The organism is Blastococcus sp. SYSU D00669 (assembly GCF_054050715.1).
The window spans coordinates 28616-44379 of the sequence record NZ_JBJGZV010000034.1; the positions used below are offsets into that span (position 1 = coordinate 28616).

17 protein-coding genes are annotated in these 15764 nt (G+C 76.3%); 9 read left to right on the forward strand and 8 right to left on the reverse strand.

Annotated features, from left to right (window positions below; translation table 11 throughout):
- The first annotated feature begins 108 nt into the window (after positions 1 to 108).
- On the forward strand, positions 109 to 516 hold the full coding sequence (locus tag ACI8AF_RS20655) for a hypothetical protein (RefSeq protein ID WP_456541629.1): 408 nt from the start codon (positions 109 to 111) through the stop codon (positions 514 to 516).
- 140 nt (positions 517 to 656) lie between these two features.
- A complete protein-coding gene (locus tag ACI8AF_RS20660) occupies positions 657 to 1052 on the forward strand; it encodes a cold-shock protein (protein WP_456541630.1) in 396 nt (131 codons plus the stop codon).
- 7 nt (positions 1053 to 1059) lie between these two features.
- On the opposite strand, the gene ACI8AF_RS20665 is transcribed toward ACI8AF_RS20660, so the two are convergent.
- Positions 1060 to 1548 (reverse strand): DUF2771 family protein, encoded by a 489-nt coding sequence (locus ACI8AF_RS20665; protein WP_456541631.1) that lies wholly within the window; start codon positions 1546 to 1548, stop codon positions 1060 to 1062.
- Positions 1539 to 3263: an MFS transporter gene (locus ACI8AF_RS20670; RefSeq protein WP_456541632.1), complete on the reverse strand. Its 1725-nt coding sequence runs from the start codon at positions 3261 to 3263 to the stop codon at positions 1539 to 1541. The genes ACI8AF_RS20665 and ACI8AF_RS20670 overlap by 10 nt, the downstream gene beginning before the upstream one ends.
- Before the next feature lie 105 nt (positions 3264 to 3368).
- On the opposite strand from ACI8AF_RS20670, the gene ACI8AF_RS20675 reads away from it, so the two are divergent.
- Positions 3369 to 4163 carry a DUF3027 domain-containing protein gene (locus ACI8AF_RS20675; RefSeq protein ID WP_456541633.1) on the forward strand — a complete coding sequence of 265 codons (795 nt, stop codon included), beginning with the start codon at positions 3369 to 3371 and terminating at the stop codon, positions 4161 to 4163.
- A gap of 60 nt (positions 4164 to 4223) precedes the next feature.
- On the opposite strand, the gene ACI8AF_RS20680 is transcribed toward ACI8AF_RS20675, so the two are convergent.
- The gene (locus ACI8AF_RS20680) at positions 4224 to 4445 is read right to left on the reverse strand and encodes a DUF2530 domain-containing protein (RefSeq protein ID WP_456541634.1); all 222 of its coding nucleotides are present in this window, start codon (positions 4443 to 4445) and stop codon (positions 4224 to 4226) included.
- A gap of 96 nt (positions 4446 to 4541) precedes the next feature.
- Here ACI8AF_RS20680 and ACI8AF_RS20685 point away from each other — a divergent pair, with 96 nt between their 5' ends.
- From ACI8AF_RS20685 to ACI8AF_RS20695, 3 genes are read left to right on the forward strand one after another with little or no spacing between them, the layout of a single operon-like run.
- Positions 4542 to 6083 carry an NCS2 family permease gene (locus ACI8AF_RS20685; protein ID WP_456541635.1) on the forward strand — a complete coding sequence of 514 codons (1542 nt, stop codon included), beginning with the start codon at positions 4542 to 4544 and terminating at the stop codon, positions 6081 to 6083.
- 15 nt (positions 6084 to 6098) lie between these two features.
- Entirely contained in the window at positions 6099 to 6533 is a 435-nt protein-coding gene (locus ACI8AF_RS20690) for a MarR family winged helix-turn-helix transcriptional regulator (RefSeq protein WP_456541636.1), read from the forward strand.
- A gap of 41 nt (positions 6534 to 6574) precedes the next feature.
- The gene (locus ACI8AF_RS20695; RefSeq protein WP_456541637.1) at positions 6575 to 7897 is read left to right on the forward strand and encodes an MFS transporter; all 1323 of its coding nucleotides are present in this window, start codon (positions 6575 to 6577) and stop codon (positions 7895 to 7897) included.
- 4 nt (positions 7898 to 7901) lie between these two features.
- Here the strand turns inward: ACI8AF_RS20695 and ACI8AF_RS20700 are convergent, their stop codons facing one another.
- A complete protein-coding gene (locus ACI8AF_RS20700; RefSeq protein ID WP_456541638.1) occupies positions 7902 to 8693 on the reverse strand; it encodes a VOC family protein in 792 nt (263 codons plus the stop codon).
- Between the two features lie 104 nt (positions 8694 to 8797).
- On the opposite strand from ACI8AF_RS20700, the gene ACI8AF_RS20705 reads away from it, so the two are divergent.
- Positions 8798 to 9220 carry a hypothetical protein gene (locus tag ACI8AF_RS20705; protein WP_456541639.1) on the forward strand — a complete coding sequence of 141 codons (423 nt, stop codon included), beginning with the start codon at positions 8798 to 8800 and terminating at the stop codon, positions 9218 to 9220.
- Positions 9217 to 9780, forward strand: a complete 564-nt coding sequence (gene thpR / locus ACI8AF_RS20710) for an RNA 2',3'-cyclic phosphodiesterase (protein WP_456541658.1) — start codon at positions 9217 to 9219, stop codon at positions 9778 to 9780. Before ACI8AF_RS20705 ends, thpR begins: the two co-directional genes overlap by 4 nt.
- Before the next feature lie 28 nt (positions 9781 to 9808).
- On the opposite strand, the gene ACI8AF_RS20715 is transcribed toward thpR, so the two are convergent.
- On the reverse strand, positions 9809 to 10777 hold the full coding sequence (locus tag ACI8AF_RS20715; protein WP_456541640.1) for an aldo/keto reductase: 969 nt from the start codon (positions 10775 to 10777) through the stop codon (positions 9809 to 9811).
- 27 nt (positions 10778 to 10804) lie between these two features.
- Here ACI8AF_RS20715 and ACI8AF_RS20720 point away from each other — a divergent pair, with 27 nt between their 5' ends.
- Positions 10805 to 11620 (forward strand): thioesterase family protein, encoded by an 816-nt coding sequence (locus tag ACI8AF_RS20720; RefSeq protein WP_456541641.1) that lies wholly within the window; start codon positions 10805 to 10807, stop codon positions 11618 to 11620.
- Between the two features lie 72 nt (positions 11621 to 11692).
- Here the strand turns inward: ACI8AF_RS20720 and ACI8AF_RS20725 are convergent, their stop codons facing one another.
- Genes ACI8AF_RS20725 through ACI8AF_RS20735 form a run of 3 tightly spaced genes read right to left on the reverse strand, consistent with a single transcriptional unit; the run spans position 11693 to position 15752 of the window.
- Positions 11693 to 14338: a hypothetical protein gene (locus tag ACI8AF_RS20725; protein WP_456541642.1), complete on the reverse strand. Its 2646-nt coding sequence runs from the start codon at positions 14336 to 14338 to the stop codon at positions 11693 to 11695.
- On the reverse strand, positions 14335 to 15000 hold the full coding sequence (locus ACI8AF_RS20730; protein WP_456541643.1) for an ABC transporter ATP-binding protein: 666 nt from the start codon (positions 14998 to 15000) through the stop codon (positions 14335 to 14337). Before ACI8AF_RS20730 ends, ACI8AF_RS20725 begins: the two co-directional genes overlap by 4 nt.
- A complete protein-coding gene (locus tag ACI8AF_RS20735; RefSeq protein ID WP_456541644.1) occupies positions 14997 to 15752 on the reverse strand; it encodes an ABC transporter ATP-binding protein in 756 nt (251 codons plus the stop codon). The genes ACI8AF_RS20730 and ACI8AF_RS20735 overlap by 4 nt, the downstream gene beginning before the upstream one ends.
- Positions 15753 to 15764: the final 12 nt, after the last annotated feature.

Below are 15764 nucleotides of genomic sequence, written 5' to 3' on the forward strand. Positions count from 1 at the left end.
CAGCCGGCGTCCGGACGCCGGTCAGGCCCTGACGGTTCGAGCACACGGCCCGGAGGGGCTGCCCCGTGCCGCAGCCCCTGCGCGGCCGGGGACTCGAACGGAGGCACGGTGCCGATCGACCACCAGGCCGGCTGGGTGCGCGACCAGGCGGCGGACCGGCGGGACCGCGAGGCCGAGCAGCGCGACCAGGACGCCGAGCAGCGCCACGACGCCGCCGAGGAACGCCTCCGCCGGGCACGGGACAGCGCGTCCGCGGCGGAGCAGGCGCCGGTCGACCCGGACGCCGAGACCGAGCAGGCGGCCATCGACCGGGAGGTGCGGGCGACCGTGCGGGAGCAGGCGGACGACGACCACCGGCGGGCCCTCGCCGACCGGGCCGCCGACGCCGCCGACCGCGCAGCCGCGGAGCGCGACCGGCGGGCCGCGGCCGAGGACCGGGCCGCCGCGCACGACGACCGCCTCGCGGCCGCGGCCGACCGCGAGCAGGCGGCGGTCGACCAGGCCCGGTGGTCCTAGCGCGCGGCCCGCGACGGGGAGGCGGCGGGCGCGGCGGCCGGGCGCGCGGACGCGGCGACTAACCTGGTGGCTGCGGCCGAGGAGCGCCGTCCGCCGGCCCCCCGGGCCGGACCGCCAGCGAGTGACCGAGGGATCCCACCGTGCCCACCGGAAGAGTCAAGTGGTTCAACCCCGACAAGGGGTTCGGCTTCCTCTCCCGTGAGGACGGGCCGGACGTCTTCGTGCACAAGGACGCCCTGCCGACGGGCACCACCGAGCTGAAGCCCGGCCAGCGGGTCGAGTTCGGCATCGTCGCCGGACGGCGGGGCGACCAGGCGCTGCAGGTGCGCGTCCTCGACCCGCTGCCGTCGGTCGCCGCGACGCACGCGGCGGCGTCCCGCAAGAAGCCCGACGAGCTGGTGCCGATCATCGAGGACCTGATCAAGCTCCTCGACGACGTCTCGAACAGCCTGCGCCGGGGCCGCCACCCCGACCGCGCCGAGTCGCGCAAGGTCGCGGCGGTGCTGCGGGCGGTCGCGACCGACCTGGAGTCCTGAGCTCCCGTCAGCCGGCGGGGGCGCTGGTGCTGCCGGCCGCCTCGCCGCCGGCGCGGATGAAGCCGACCGGCCAGGCGCCCGAGAACGCCCCGCACGGCCCGCCCTTGTCCTCCACGACCACCAGGTAGAACGCGGCGGGGACGACGTCGGAGCTGGTGATCTCGTCGAAGACGGCCTCGCCCTCGTCGACGGCCACCTCGCCGAGCTTCTCCTGGAGCTGCTCGTCGAAGACCTGCACGGCCCAGCCCTGCTCGGCGACGTCGTCGGGCACGGTGAGGGTGATCCGGGCGTCGGGGGCGACCTCGATGATCGGCGGGACGACGTCGGCGTAGCGCTGGCCGTCGCCGTCCTGGCAGTACTGGGTCGGCCGCAGGTCGACCTCCTGGCCGCCGACGGCCACGCTGACGCCGGGCGGCGCTGCGGCCTCGTCGGATCCGCAGCCGGCGAGCAGTGCGAGGAGCAGGGTGCCGGCCGCCGTGGTGCGCCTCAGCTCCACTGCTCGCCCAGGGGCGTGGTGGCGGCCTCGGGGGACACCGGCTGCCGCGCCGAGCGGCCCCGCTGCAGGGTCCACAGCAGCAGCCCGACCGCGATCACCAGCAGGGCCGCCGCGACGGTGAAGCCGAGCCAGCCGATCGGCGGGAGCGCGATGCCGATCGCCCCGCCGAACACCCAGGACAGCTGCAGCCAGGTCTCGGAGCGGGCGAAGGCCGACGCGCGCAGCGACTCGGGCACCTCGCGCTGGATGATCGCGTCGAGCGCGACCTTGCCGAGGGCGTTGGTCACCGCGGCGACGCCGGCGACGAGGGCGGCCATCGGCAGGGTGAAGAAGAAGGCGGCGACCGCGGTGACGGCGGCGGCGATGCCGGCGGAGATGAGCACCAGCCGGTCGGGGTCGACCGCGTGCAGCCGCGAGCCGATGCCGGTGCCCAGGACGCTGCCCGCGCCGGCCGCCGCGGCGATCCCGCCGAGGGCCAGCGTCGCCGGCCAGCCGCCGTCGACGGTGCCCTGGACGAGGAACGCCGAGAAGATCGTGAGGAACCCGCCGAGGAACCGCAGCGCCGCGTTGGCGCGCAGCCCGAGCACGACGTGCGGGCTGACGGGGCGCTTGCGCCGGCCGGGGGTGACCGGCCCGGTGGTGAGGACGTCGGCCTGCTGCTCGCCGGTGGGGACGTCGACGTGCTTGGGCAGCCGGAAGGCGAGCACGCAGCCCACCGCGAAGACGACCGCGGTGACCCACAGCTCGATCTCGAACCCGAACAGGTGCGCGAGGCCGGCCGCGATGCCGCCGAAGACACCGGCCGTGACCAGCCCGAACACCGACTGGCGGGCGTTGGCCGAGGTGAGCGACATCTGCGCCGGCAGCACCCGGGGGACCACGGCCGCGCGCAGCACGTTGTGCGCCTTGGACAGCACGAGGACGCCGAGCGCCGCCGGGTAGAGCCAGAAGTCGTCGAAGTGCCGGGCCATGACCAGCGCCAGCAGCGCGCGGCCCAGCGCGCTCGCCGCGATCGCCCACCGGCGCCCGGTCTGCAGCCGGTCGAGCACCGGGCCGATGACCGGGGCCAGGACGGCGAACGGCGCCATCGTCACCAGCAGGTAGAGCGCGACGTTGCCGCGCTGCGCATCGGTGGTCGCGGCGAAGAACAGGGTGCCGGCCAGGGAGACGGCGATCATCGCGTCGCCGGCCATGTGCAGGGCGTTGACCCACAGCAGCTGGGTGAGCCCGCTCTCGGCGGCGCCGTCGGCCCGGCTGGCCGCCTGCACCCGGCGCACGGCCGCGCCGGTCAGCTCCCTGGTGCGGGCGGCGGCGACGCGGGTGACCGTCGCGCGGGGCGGCGGCGGGAGCGCGGCGTCGGGCACCGTCGGCGACGGCGGGGGAGCGCCCCCGAACCCGCCGGCCGCGTAAGCGTCCGGCGGCGGTCCGGCGACGTGTGCGGGAGGTGGGCCCGCCGCGTAGCCCGGGGGCGGGCCGGCCGCGTAGCCCGGGGGCGGGTACCCGTAGCCCGGGGGCGGGTACCCGTAGCCCGGGGGACCGGGCGGGGGACCGGCCGGGACCGATCCGTCGCCCGCCCACCCGGCGGGCGGTCCCTGCTGGGTCGCCCACTGCGGCAGCGGCAGCGGCGTGGTGTCCATCCGCTCCACCGGCTCGCCCTCGTCGCGTCGGCGCAGGCCGCCGCGCCGACGCGGGCCGGAGGGGCGGTTCGAGGGCACGTTCCCATCGTGCCCCACGACGCCGGGCCCCGGCGGTGATCCCCCACCGCGACCGGCCGAGGCGTCGGACGACGATCCCCGGGGCGCGTCAGGGACAATGGCTGCGTGCCCGACTCCTCCCCGACCGACTCCTCCGCCGAGGACGTGCTGCTGACCGCGGTCGAGCGCGCCCGCAGCGTGGCCGCCGAGACCGCCGGCGACCCGCAGCTGGTGGGGGAGCACCTCGGCGCCGTCCGGGAGACGCCCGACCCCGGCGACCCCGAGCTGCTGGGCGAGGTCGTCACCCACTCCTTCGCCAGCCGGCTGCCCGGCTACGCCGGGTGGCACTGGGCCGTCACCCTCGCCCGGGTCCCCGGCTCGCCCGAGGTGACCGTCGACGAGGTCGTGCTGCTGCCCGGCGACTCCGCCCTGCTCGCCCCGGCGTGGGTGCCGTGGCACGAGCGGCTGCGCCCCGGCGACCTCTCCGTCGGCGACGTGCTGCCCTCCACCGAGGACGACCCGCGCCTCGTGCCCGCCTACGCCGTGGAGGACGACGCCGCCGCCGACCCCGAGGCCCAGGCGGTGGCGGCCGAGCTCGGGCTGGGGCGGGAGCGGGTCATGTCCGCCGAGGGCCGCAGCGAGGCGGCGTCGCGCTGGGCGGCCGGCGACTTCGGGCCGCGGTCACCGATGGCGCGGCACGCGCCCGGACCGTGCGGCACCTGCGGCTTCTGGCTCCCGCTCGCGGGCTCCCTGCGCGGCCGGCTCGGCGCCTGCGGCAACGCCTACTCGCCGGCCGACGGCCGCGTCGTCACCGTCGACTACGGCTGCGGCGCGCACAGCCAGGCCACGCTCGTCCCGGTCGACGTGACCGAGGTCGTCACCAGCGCCCGCTACGACACCGCCGACTTCGACGTGCTGTGACACCGTCGGCCCACCGGCCGGCACCGCGGCCGGGTGCCGTCCCCCAGCTGCGCCGAGCGCTCAGTCCCTGCGCCCCCACTGGCCCTGCCAGCGCATGATGCCGAGGCCGATGAAGGCCAGGCCGATGCCGGCGATGCAGGTCCAGGTCCACATGCGGTCGACCCGGTCGCCGAGCAGCAGCAGCACGACGAGCGCCAGCGCCCACAGCGCCGTCCCGGCGAGCACCACGCGGACCGTGTCGACCCGGAGCGGCGGCGGGGCCTGCTTCTGGGGACCGGACACGGGCGCACCCTAGGCCCTCCGGGCCGGCGTGCGCGGCAGGGGGCGGCCCGTGTGGCACGCTGTCGCCGCTCGTCCCCAGCCTCCAGGAGTACGTCCATGGCCGAGAAGTCCCGCCCGACCCGGGGTGCCAGCGCCTCGAACGCCGACGAGGGCACCCCCGCGGACGTCGTCGCCGGGACGGCGAGGGCGCCGCGGCGCAGCGAGGGCCCACGGGCCAGGCCGAAGAACGGGCTCGACCGCTTCTTCGAGATCAGCGCGCGCCGCTCCACCGTGGGCCGCGAGCTGCGGGGCGGGCTGACGACCTTCTTCACGATGGCCTACATCGTGGTGCTCAACCCGATCATCCTGTCCGGCGCCGACGTGAACGGGAACACGCTGCCGTTCGGGGCGGTCGCCGCGGTCACGGCGCTCGTCGCCGGCGTGATGACGATCCTCATGGGCGTCGTCGGCCGGTACCCCTTCGCGCTCGCCACGGGCCTGGGGATCAACGCCGTCGTCGCGGTCTACGCGGCGACCCAGCTCACCTGGCCCGAGATCATGGGCCTGGTCGTCCTCGAGGGCCTGCTGATCACCGTGCTGGTGCTCACCGGGTTCCGGAAGGCCGTCTTCGAGGCCATCCCCGCGCAGCTCAAGACGGCGATCGCGGTCGGCATCGGCTTCTTCCTGACGATCATCGGGCTGGCCGACGCGGGCGTCATCCGCCCCGGCAACCCGCTGATCAGCTTCGGCATCAACGGCCAGCTCGCCGGCTGGCCGCTGCTGGTCTTCGTCGTCGGCCTGCTGCTCACCGCCGTCCTCGTCGTCCGCCGCGTCAAGGGCGCGCTGCTGATCGGCATCGTGGTGGCGACCGTGCTGGCGATCGTCATCGAGGCCGTCGCCGGGATCGGGCCGCGCTTCGGCGAGGACGGCGCCGTCAACGACCGCGGCTGGGCGCTGCAGGTGCCCGAGCTGCCCGACCAGGTGGTCGGCACCCCCGACCTGTCCCTGATCGGCCAGTTCTCGCTCTTCGGCGGGTTCGAGCGCATCGGCGTCATCGCCGCGCTGCTGATCGTCTTCTCGATCATGATCGCCGACTTCTTCGACACCGTCGGCACCGTCACCGCCGTGGGCGCCGAGGGCAACCTGCTCGACGAGGACCGCAACCTGCCCAAGTCGCAGCCGGTCCTGCTGGTCGACTCGCTCGCCGCCGCGGCCGGCGGCGCGGCCAGCGTCTCGTCCAACACGACGTACATCGAGAGCGCCTCGGGCGTCGCCGACGGCGCCCGCACGGGGCTGGCCAGCATCGCGACCGGCGTGCTGTTCCTCATCGCCACGTTCTTCAGCCCGCTCGTGCAGGTCGTCCCCTCCGAGGCCGCCGCGCCGGCGCTGGTCGTCGTCGGCGCGCTGATGATCAGCCAGCTGCGGCACCTGGTCTGGGACGACCTCTCCCTGGTCATCCCGGCGTTCCTCACGATCGCCCTGATGCCGTTCACGTACTCGATCACCAACGGCATCGGCGCCGGCGTCATCAGCTACGTGCTGCTGCGCGTCGCCGTCGGCCGGCGGCGCGACGTGCACCCGCTGATGTGGGTGATCGCGGCGCTGTTCCTGGTCTACTTCGCCCTCGAACCGCTGCAGCAGCTCTTCGGACTTTCCTGAGTTAGGCTAAAGACCGTGAGTCGGACGACGCTGGACACCGCAGCGCTCGCCCACGACCTGCGGCTGGCCGTCATGCGGTTCTCCCGGCGGCTGCGCAACCAGCGCGTCGACACGTCGGTCACGCTCACCCACCTGGCCGCGCTCTCCACCCTCAAGCGGCACGGGCCGATGAGCCCGGGCGAGCTCGCCGCGCACGAGCGCGTGCAGCCGCCGTCCATGACCCGTGTCGTCGTGGCGCTGGAGGGTATGGGCCTGGTCACCCGGACGCCGCACCCCACCGACGGCCGCCAGGTCGTCATCGGGCTCACCCCGGCGGCCGACGAGCTGCTCGCGAGCGAGGCGCGGGCCCGCGAGGCGTGGCTGTCCGGGCAGCTGCAGCAGCTGACCGCCGAGGAGCGGGACGTGCTGCGCGAGGCCGCGGTGATCATGGACAAGCTGGCCAGTGGGTGAGGTGGACGAGCGCTGACCGACCGCGCGGGCGGGGGACCGGGATGTTCCGCTCCCTCCGGGTCCGCAACTACCGGCTGTTCGCCTCGGCGAACCTGGTCAGCAACACCGGCACCTGGATGCAGCGCATCGGCCAGGACTGGCTGGTGCTGCAGCTCTCCGGCGACAGCGGCATCGCGCTCGGCCTGGTCACCGCCCTCCAGTTCGGCCCGTCGCTGCTGCTGAGCATGTACGGCGGGGTGCTCGGCGACCGCTACGACAAGCGCCGGGTGCTGCTGGTGACGCAGGCCCTCATGGGCGTGCTGGCGCTCGCGCTCGGCCTGCTGGTCGCCACCGACGGCATCGCGCTGTGGCACGTCTTCGTCCTGGCCCTGCTGCTCGGCGCCGTCTCGGCGATCGACGCACCCGTCCGCCAGGCGTTCGTGTCCGAGATGGTGGGCCCGGAGCTGCTGCCCAACGCGGTCAGCCTCAACTCCACGATCTTCAACGGCGCCCGGCTCGTCGGCCCGGCGGTGGCCGGCGTGCTCATCGGCGCGTCCGGCGGCGACACCGCGCCGGCGTTCTTCGTCAACGCGGCGAGCTTCGCGTTCACCATCGCCGCCCTGGTGGTCATGCGCGGCGGGGAGCTGCGCCGCAGCACGCCGACCGGGCGCGCGAAGGGGCAGCTGCGGGAGGGACTGCGCTACACCGCGGCGCACCGCGACCTCGTGCTGGCCATGGCCCTGGTGTTCGTCGTCGGCACCTTCGGCTTCAACTACCAGGTCACCATCGCGCTCATGGCCCGCGAGCAGTTCGGGCTCGGCGCGCAGGACTTCGGCCTGCTGTCCACCGCGTTCGCCGTCGGGTCGCTGTCGGGGGCGCTGCTGTCCACCCGGCGCAGCACCCGCCCGCGGCAGCGGTTCCTGGTGATCTCCTCGATCGTCTTCGGCCTGCTCACCGTCGTCTCGGGCCTGATGCCGACCTACGCGTCGTTCGCCGCCCTGCTCGTGCCCACCGGTGCCTCGGCGCTGGTGTTCAGCGTGGCGGCGAACAGCTACGTGCAACTGGGCGCCGACCCGGCGGTGCGCGGCCGCGTCATGGCGCTGTACTTCATGTGCTTCATGGGCGGCACCCCGGTCGGGGCGCCGCTGATCGGCTGGATCGCCGAGCACCTGGGCGCCCCGTGGGGCCTGGTCGTCGGCGGGGTCGTCGTGGCCGTGGCGGGCGCCGCGGCCGGCCTGCACCTCGCCCGCGGCCGCCGGGTCCGGCTGGAGGCGCACGTCGCCCCGCCGAGCCTGCAGCTCCACGTGAGCCCGCCGCGGGGCGCCGCGGCCGTGGCGTCCCCGCCGCTGCGGGCCGCGGAGGAGGCCGCCACCGGCGGCGGCTGAGCGCTCACCCACCCCGGTCGGGCATCTGCGCGGCGTCGGTCCGCGCGATCCAGAAGGCGGCGCCTGCGGGATCGGCGAGCGCCGCCATCCGCCCGTACGGCGTGTCGAAGGGCCGGGCCAGGACGGCGCCGCCGGCCCGCTCCGCCGAGGCGACCGCGGCGTCGGCGTCGCCGAAGTACACCAGCCAGTGCGACGGCGTCCCCTCGGGAGCGCCCATCATGCCGCCGATGCCGCCCATCGGCGCCGGGTCGCCCGGCCGGTGGAACAGGGCGTAGTCCGGGCCGGCCATCTCCAGCGGCTGCGTCGTCCAACCGAAGACGGTGGCGTAGAAGGCGGTCGCCGCGGTGGGGTCGGTGGAGCGCAGGTCGTCCCAGCTCAGCGCGCCGGGCTCGTTCACGACGCCGGCGCCGATGTGCGTCCCGTGCTCCCACACGCCGAAGACCGCGCCGGAGGGGTCGGCCGCCACGCACAGCCGCCCGAGCGGTCCGACGTCGCCCGGCGGGAGCAGCAGGGTGCCGCCGGCGGCCGTGATCGCGGCGGCGGTCGCGTCGACGTCGTCGCTGGCCAGGTACAGCGTCCAGGCGGGCGGGACCCCGGGCTGCTGCTGCGGTCCGACGCCCGCGGCGGCGGCGCCCCCGACCTGGCCGATCACGTACCCGCCGAACTCCGCGGACGGCTCGTCGAACGACCACCCGAGGACGGCGCCGTAGAACGCGGTGGCGGCCGGGACGTCGGGCACGGTGAGGTCTGCCCAGCACGGCATGCCGGCCGGCCACGGGCTGGTGCGGGTGCTCATGCGGCGCATCCCAGCGCTCCGCGGCCGCCGCTGTCCACCCCCGCGCCGGGGGTGGGCGGAGTACCGTGTCCCGCAAGTCTCTCGAGCCGTACCGGGGAGCGACCGTGTCCGCCGTCCTCCTGCCCCTCGGGGTCGTCGCGCTCCTCGTGCTGTTCTGGTTCGAACTCCCGCTGCTCGACCGCTACGTCTTCCGCGGCCGCCGGGAGCGCCCCGAGCGCCGTCGTCGTCGGTACGTGGTGCGCGGCAACCGGGCGCAGCGCACGCCGCAGCCGACGCGCCGTCCGCTGCAGGTGGTCGCGGCCGACCTGCGCCGCCTCTCGCGGCAGCTCGCCCTCGTGCCGGCCGGCGCGCCGCTGGTGCGCTGGCGCGCGCTCTGGTCGGCCTACGACGCGGTGCTGACCGAGGCGGCCGAGGCGCTGGAGGTGCCGCACACGCTGCCGGACACCCCGGTCGGCATGGCCCGCGACATCGAGCGGCTGCGCCTGCTGGCCGCCCTGGAGGGTGCCGGTCTGGTGGTGCGGGGCTGACCTCCGCCGACCCCCGGCTCTTCTTCGCCGTCGACCCCTCCCCGGAGGCACGCGCCCACCTCGTGGCCGCCCTCGAGCCGTTGCGCGGCGCGCCGGGGGAGCCGCGGTGGACCGCGCCGGAGCGCTGGCACCTCACCCTGCTGTTCCTGGGCGACGTGCCGGCCCGCAAGGTGCCCGCGCTCGTCGAGGCGGCGGGGGGCGCGGTCGCCTGCGCGCCCGCGATGACGTTGCGGCTGGCCGGGGGCGGGCGGTTCGGCACGCGACGCCGTCCGCAGGTGGCCTGGGCCGGGCTGGACGGCGACGTCCCGGCGCTGACCGCGCTGGCCGGACGGCTGGCCGGTGTGGCCCGGTCGCTGCGGCTGGCGGTCGAGGAGCGGCCCTACAAGCCGCACCTGACCCTCGGCCGCTGGCGGCCGGGCCGGCCGGCCGACGGCTCGCTGACCGACCGGCTGGCCGGGTACGAGGGGCCGGCGTGGCCGGTGACCGAGGTGCTCCTGCTGCGCAGCCACCTCGGCCCCGCACCCCGCTACGAGACCGTCGCCACCTGGCCGGTGGGCTGACCCCCGCTTTCGGCGCCGAAAGCGGAAGTCACCAGGCGTAGTCCACGGGGGCGGGCTTGTAGCCGGGGAAGATCTCGTCGAGCCGCACGAGCGCGTCGTCGTCCAGGACGACGTCGAGGGCGTGCAGCGAGCCCTCCAGGTGCGCCATCGTGCGCGGGCCGACGATCGGCGCGGTCACCGCCGGCTGGTGCAGCAACCAGGCCAGGCCGACGTCGGCCGGGCTCTCGCCGAGCTCCCGGCAGAGCTGCTCGTACTGCTCGAGCGCGGCGCGGTTCTCCTCGAGGTCCTGCTTGGCGCGGCCCTCGTGGCGGCGCTGGCCCTCCGACTTCTCCAGCGCCCCGGCGAGCAGGCCGCCGTGCAAGGGGCTCCACGGGATGATGCCCACCCCGTAGTGCTGGGCGGCGGGGATCACCTCGAGCTCGATCTGCCGGGTGAGCAGGTTGTAGATGGACTGCTCGCTGACCAGGCCCTGGAAGTGCCGGCGGGCGGCGGCCTCGTTGGCCGCGGCGAGCTGCCAGCCGGCGTGGTTGGACGAGCCGACGTAGAGCACCTTGCCCTGGGCGACGAGCGTCTCGCAGGCCTGCCAGATCTCCTCCCACGGCGTGCGCAGGTCGACGTGGTGGAACTGGTAGAGGTCGATCCAGTCGGTCTGCAGCCGGCGCAGCGACGCCTCGCAGGCGCGGGTGATGTTGCGGGCCGACAGGAAGGTGTCGTTCGGCCAGTCGCTCATCGAGCCGTACACCTTGGTGGCCAGCACGGTCTTCTCCCGGCGCTCGCCGCCCTGGGCGAACCAGGTGCCGAGCACCTCCTCGGTGCGGCCCTTGCCCTCGGAGAAGCCGTAGACGTTGGCCGTGTCGAAGAAGTTGATCCCCTCCTGCAGGGCCCGGTCCATGATGGCGTGGCTGTCCTCCTCGGCGGTCTGCCAGCCGAAGTTCATGGTGCCCAGGCACAGCCGGGAGACCGACAGGCCGCTGCGGCCCAGGTGCGTGTAACGCATGCCGCCCACCCTGGCACCCTGGTCGACGTGCCGCAGAGCGACTTCGACGCCGCCACGACCGTGACCCGCGCCGAGGGCGGCGGGCTGGTGGCGCAGCTCGACCCGGGGTGGGACGTGGGCGGCGGCATCCTCAACGGCGGCTACCTGCTGGCGACAGCGGCGCGGGCGGCGGTGCTCGACAGCCCGCACCCGCACCCGGTGGCGCTGGCGGCCAGCTACCTGCGCGCCACCGGTCCGGGGCCGGCGTCGCTCACCGTCACGCCGGGTCCGGCCGGGCGCACGCTGGCGCACTCCACCGTCGTCCTGGCCACCGCCGACGGGCCGACCCTCGCCGTCCAGGCGACGACGGCGACCCTCGGCGACGACGAGCCCGACCACGCCGACGCGCCGCCGGACGTCCCGCCGGCCGAGGAGTGCCTGCCGCACGACGCCTTCATGGCCATCGCCGGCCGGCCGACGCTGGAGGTGGGCCTGCGCCAGCGGGTGCTCACCCGGCTGGACCCGGCCACCGCGGGCTGGGCGCAGGGCCGGCCCTCGGGGGAGCCGCTCATGCGGGCGTGGGTGCGGCTGGCCGACGGCAGCGAGCCCGACCCGTTCTCGCTGGTGCTCTTCGCCGACGTCCTGCCGCCCACCACCTGGGGCATCGGGCGGTACGGCTGGGCGCCGACGGTGCAGCTGCAGGTGCTGGTGCGCGCCCTGCCGGCGCCGGGGTGGTGCCTGGCCGAGGCGCGGGCGTCGGAGATCGCCGGCGGCTGGCTCGACGAGGACTACCGCATCTGGGACTCCACCGGCCGCCTGGTCGCGCAGAGCCGCCAGCTCGCCCGCGCCCCGCGCCCGCGCTGACCCCCCGCGATCATGGCGCCCCCGACCGCGCGGACCGGCAGATCGCTGGTCGGGGCGCCATGATCACGTCGTTCAGGCGTCCTCGCGCAGGACGCTGGCGGGGTCGGCGCGGTCGGCGGCCCGCTGGGCGTACAGCGCGGCCAGGACGGCGACGACCACCGCGGCCAGCCCGGTGAGGCCCACCGCCAGCCAGGGGACGTCGAGCAGCGGCGTGGGCGGCCGGAGCAGGTCGACGTCGAGCCGCCGGTAGACGACGGCCACCGCGACCGCCGCGAGCGCCGAGCCCAGCACCAGGCCGGCCACGGCGACGCCGCCCAGCTCGACGACCAGCGAGCGCAGGTGCGCGGCCTCGGACAGCCCCAGCCGGCGGGCCATCACGTAGCCCGAGACCCGGGTGCGGCTGCGCGCCTCCAGGTAGAGCAGCAGCCCGCCGACGGCGATCACCCCGACGAAGACGGCCAGCGCCGACAGGTAGCCGAACGTCCACGTGATGCCGAGGAAGTTGGCGGTGGTGAAGACGTCGTCCGGCTCGACCACCCGCGGGCTGATGGCTCCTCCCGCGATCGCGGCGTCGACCGCCTCGGCGCGCGGCGCGTCGGTCCACAGCTCCGAGACGCGGTCGGCGCCCGCCGCGCGCGGGATCTCGGGCAGCCGCTCGGCGGAGACGAGCAGCAGCGGCACCGCCGCCCGCCGCCCGGGCAGGACGCGGGCGGTGTCCACCACCTCGGCGGGCACCTCGCTGGTGCCGATCCGCAGGCCGGCGTCCCCCTCGGGCAGGCCCGCGGCGACCACCGGCACGCGGCCGTCGACCTCCGGCCCGGACAGCGCCGCCACCAGGTCGTCCAGCGACGCGTCGGCGAAGCTGTCCTCCCAGAAGGCGGAGCGGGCGAACGTGGCCGGGTCGACCGCCAGCACCTGGACGTCGACCCGTTCGCCGTCGGGCGTCGCGGCGGTGCCGTTGTACCGGTCGACCACCGTGCCCACGGCCGACGTGGCGCCGTCGCGCGGCAGCCGGGTGACGGTGACGACGGAGCGCTCCGCGCCGATCTGCACGCCGACCTTCGCGTCCAGCGTCGCCTGGGCGCTGGAGGTCAGCGTCGCGGTGTAGCCGAGGACGGCGACCGGCAGGGTGACCGCGACCAGCAGCGTGGCGGTGGCCAGCCGGGCCGCGGCCAGCCGGTTCACGGCGAGGTAGACGGCGGGGGAGCGGCGGGCCGCGGACCGGCGCAGCGCGGGGAGCAGCCGGGTGAGCAGCCGCGTCAGCAGCACGGCCGCGCCGGCGAGGCCGAGCAGCGGGAACGCCACCAGCAGGCCGTTGACCTGCGCGACGCCGCCGTCGGCGACGATCGCGTCGCGGCCCTCCAGCAGCACCCAGCACCAGGCGGCGGCGGCCAGCAGCGCCAGCTCCCACGGCACGGCCGCCGGCCAGCGCGGCGCGGCCCCCAGCGGGCGCTCGGCGGTGCCGCGGGCGCGCAGCCCGGCGACGACCGCGGCGCACGCCAGGCCGACGACGAACGCCGCGACGCCGGCCCAGAGCGCGGTCGTGGTCGCCGCGGGGTCGAGCTCGTCGGCCGGGCCCAGGCCGGCGATGAGCAGCCGGGCGACCCCCCAGCCGAGCGCCGCGCCGGCGAGCGCGGGCAGCCCCAGCTCCAGCGCCGCCTTGCCCGCCAGCGGACCGGGCCCGACGCCGCGGGCGGCGAGCAGGCGCACCTCGTTGGCCCGGCGGTCGGCCCAGAAGCTGCCCGCCGACGCGACCAGCACCAGCGCCAGCAGCCCGCCGGCCACCGCGACCGGCAGCACCGGGCCCTGCAGCCCGCGCTCGATCGTCTCGGCGCGGGCGAGGGCCTCGGGCAGCTCCTGGTTGACCTCCGAGTTCTCGGGGTCGGCGGAGGGCGTGGCCGCCTGCGCGCGGTCCTGCCGCTCGATCCACCGCCGCGCGTCGGCCGTCGACAGCGTCTCGGCGTCCACCGGCACCTGCTCGCGCACGACCACCGCGCCCGCGGCCGCGGCCAGCTGGTCGAAGGTCTCCTCGTCGCTGGTGAGCACCAGCGCCGGCGGCGGCACGTTGGCCGAGGTGAGGTTGAGGTACAGCTCGCCGTAGTCGCACCAGTAGGCGCCGGGGTCGGTCTCGAACAGGTCGGTGTAGATGCCCGCGACCGGCACCGCGAGGCTGCCCATGGTGATCGTGTCGCCCACCGAGGCCCGGGCGGCCTCGGCGTAGGAGGCGGGCAGCCACACCCCGCGGGCGTCGGAGGCCTCGACGGCCTCGACGTGCTGGGTGATGTCGGGCCGCCAGATGACGTTCGCCGGCTGCGTCAGCCGCTCGCCGGCGGGGTCGCGGACGATCATGCCGTTCTGGAAGTTGCCCGCCGAGCCGACCGCCCGCGTCACCAGGAGCACCCGCTCGCTGGAGTGGCCGAGGTCGGCCCAGGCCTGGCGGTAGCCGTCGACGAACTCGGCGACACCGGCGGCGTCGGCCGGCTCGCCGAAGCCGACGGCCGCGCCGATCTGCGGCCAGGAGGCCTCGGCGCACTGCGGGGCCAGCTGCTCCTGCAGCGCGGCCGAGCGGGCGGAGGAGAGGAACAGCGGCGCGGAGGCGACCGCGCAGGCCAGGATCGCCGTCGTCACCAGGACGGCGACGACGGCGGCGGGGGAGCGCAGCCCGAGCCACGGCGCGCGCGACCACGGGGGCAGCCGCCACAGCGGCGGGCGGCTCATGCCGGCGCCCCCTCGGTGAGCCGGCCGTCGCGCATCGACAGCACCCGGTCGGCGCGGGCCCACGCGATCTCGTCGTGGGTGGCGACGAGCACCGCCGAGCCGTCGCGGGCCTGGGCGGTGAGCGCGTCGAGCAGGGCGTCGGCGTGCCCGCGGTCCTGGTGGGCGGTGGGTTCGTCGGCGAGCAGGACGGCGGGGCGCAGCAGCAGCGCCCGGGCGACCGCGACCCGCTGCTGCTCGCCGAGCGACGCCTGGTGCGGGTAGCGGTCGGCCAGGTGGGCGATGCCGAAGTCGGCCAGCAGCTGCCCGGCCCGCTCGGTCGCGTCGGCGGTCCCGCCGCGCAGCCGCGCGGGCAGGAGGACGTTGTCGGCCAGCGACAGGTCGGGCACCAGGCCCAGCGCCTGCGGCACCAGCGCCAGCTCCGGCCAGCCCAGCGTCGCCGGCGGCCGGTCGGCCAGCGCGCCACCGTAGGTCAGGGTGCCCGAGTCGGCGCTCTCCCAGCCGCACAGCAGGGCCAGCAGCGTGCTCTTGCCCGACCCGGACGGGCCGACCAGCGCCACCAGCTCGCCGCCGGCCACCCCGAGGTCGACGCCGTCGAGCGCGTGCACCGACTCGCTGCCCCGGTGGAAGCTCTTGCGCAGCGCCGTGCCCCGGAAACCGGTCACGCGGCCACCACCCGGCCGTGGTCGAGGCGGACGAAGCCGTCGGCGATGGCCATCACGCGCGGGTCGTGCGAGGAGATGACGAACCCGACCCCCGACGCCGAGAGCTCCTCCATCGCGACCAGCACCCGCTCGGCGGCGGCGGTGTCCAGCTCGGCGGTCGGCTCGTCGGCCACCACGAGCGCGGGGTCGCCCACGACGCCGCAGGCGACCGCCAGCCGCTGCTGCTCGCCGCCGGAGAGCTGGGCCGGCCGGTGGTCGGCGCGGGCGCCCAGGCCGAGGCGGTCGAGCAGCGCGTGCACGTCGGCGTCGCTCACCCGCGCGCCGCGCAGCTGGGCGGCCAGCCGCACCTGCCCGGCGGCGTCGAGGTAGGGCAGCAGGTTCTCGCCGGGCCGCTGGAAGAGGTAGGAGACCTGGCGTTGCCGCAGCTTGCGGCGGGCCCGGGTGCGCAGCGCGTCGACCCGCTGCCCGGCCACCCGCACCTCGCCGGAGTCGGGCCGGTCCACGCACGCCAGCAGCCGCAGCAGCGACGACTTGCCCGACCCCGACGGCCCGACCACCACCGTCACCCGCGCCCGCGGGATCGCCAGCGTCACGCCGTCCAGGGCCGTCACCGACTCCGTCGCCGTCCGGTAGGTCTTCACGACGTCGCGGCACACGGCCGCGGGACCGTCGGGCGCCGTCGCGTCCGCGGCGCGGAAGACGGGGTCGGCCAACGGGTCCTCGGTGAACCGGAACCCCTCCTGCCCACTCATCGAGGCGGGAGC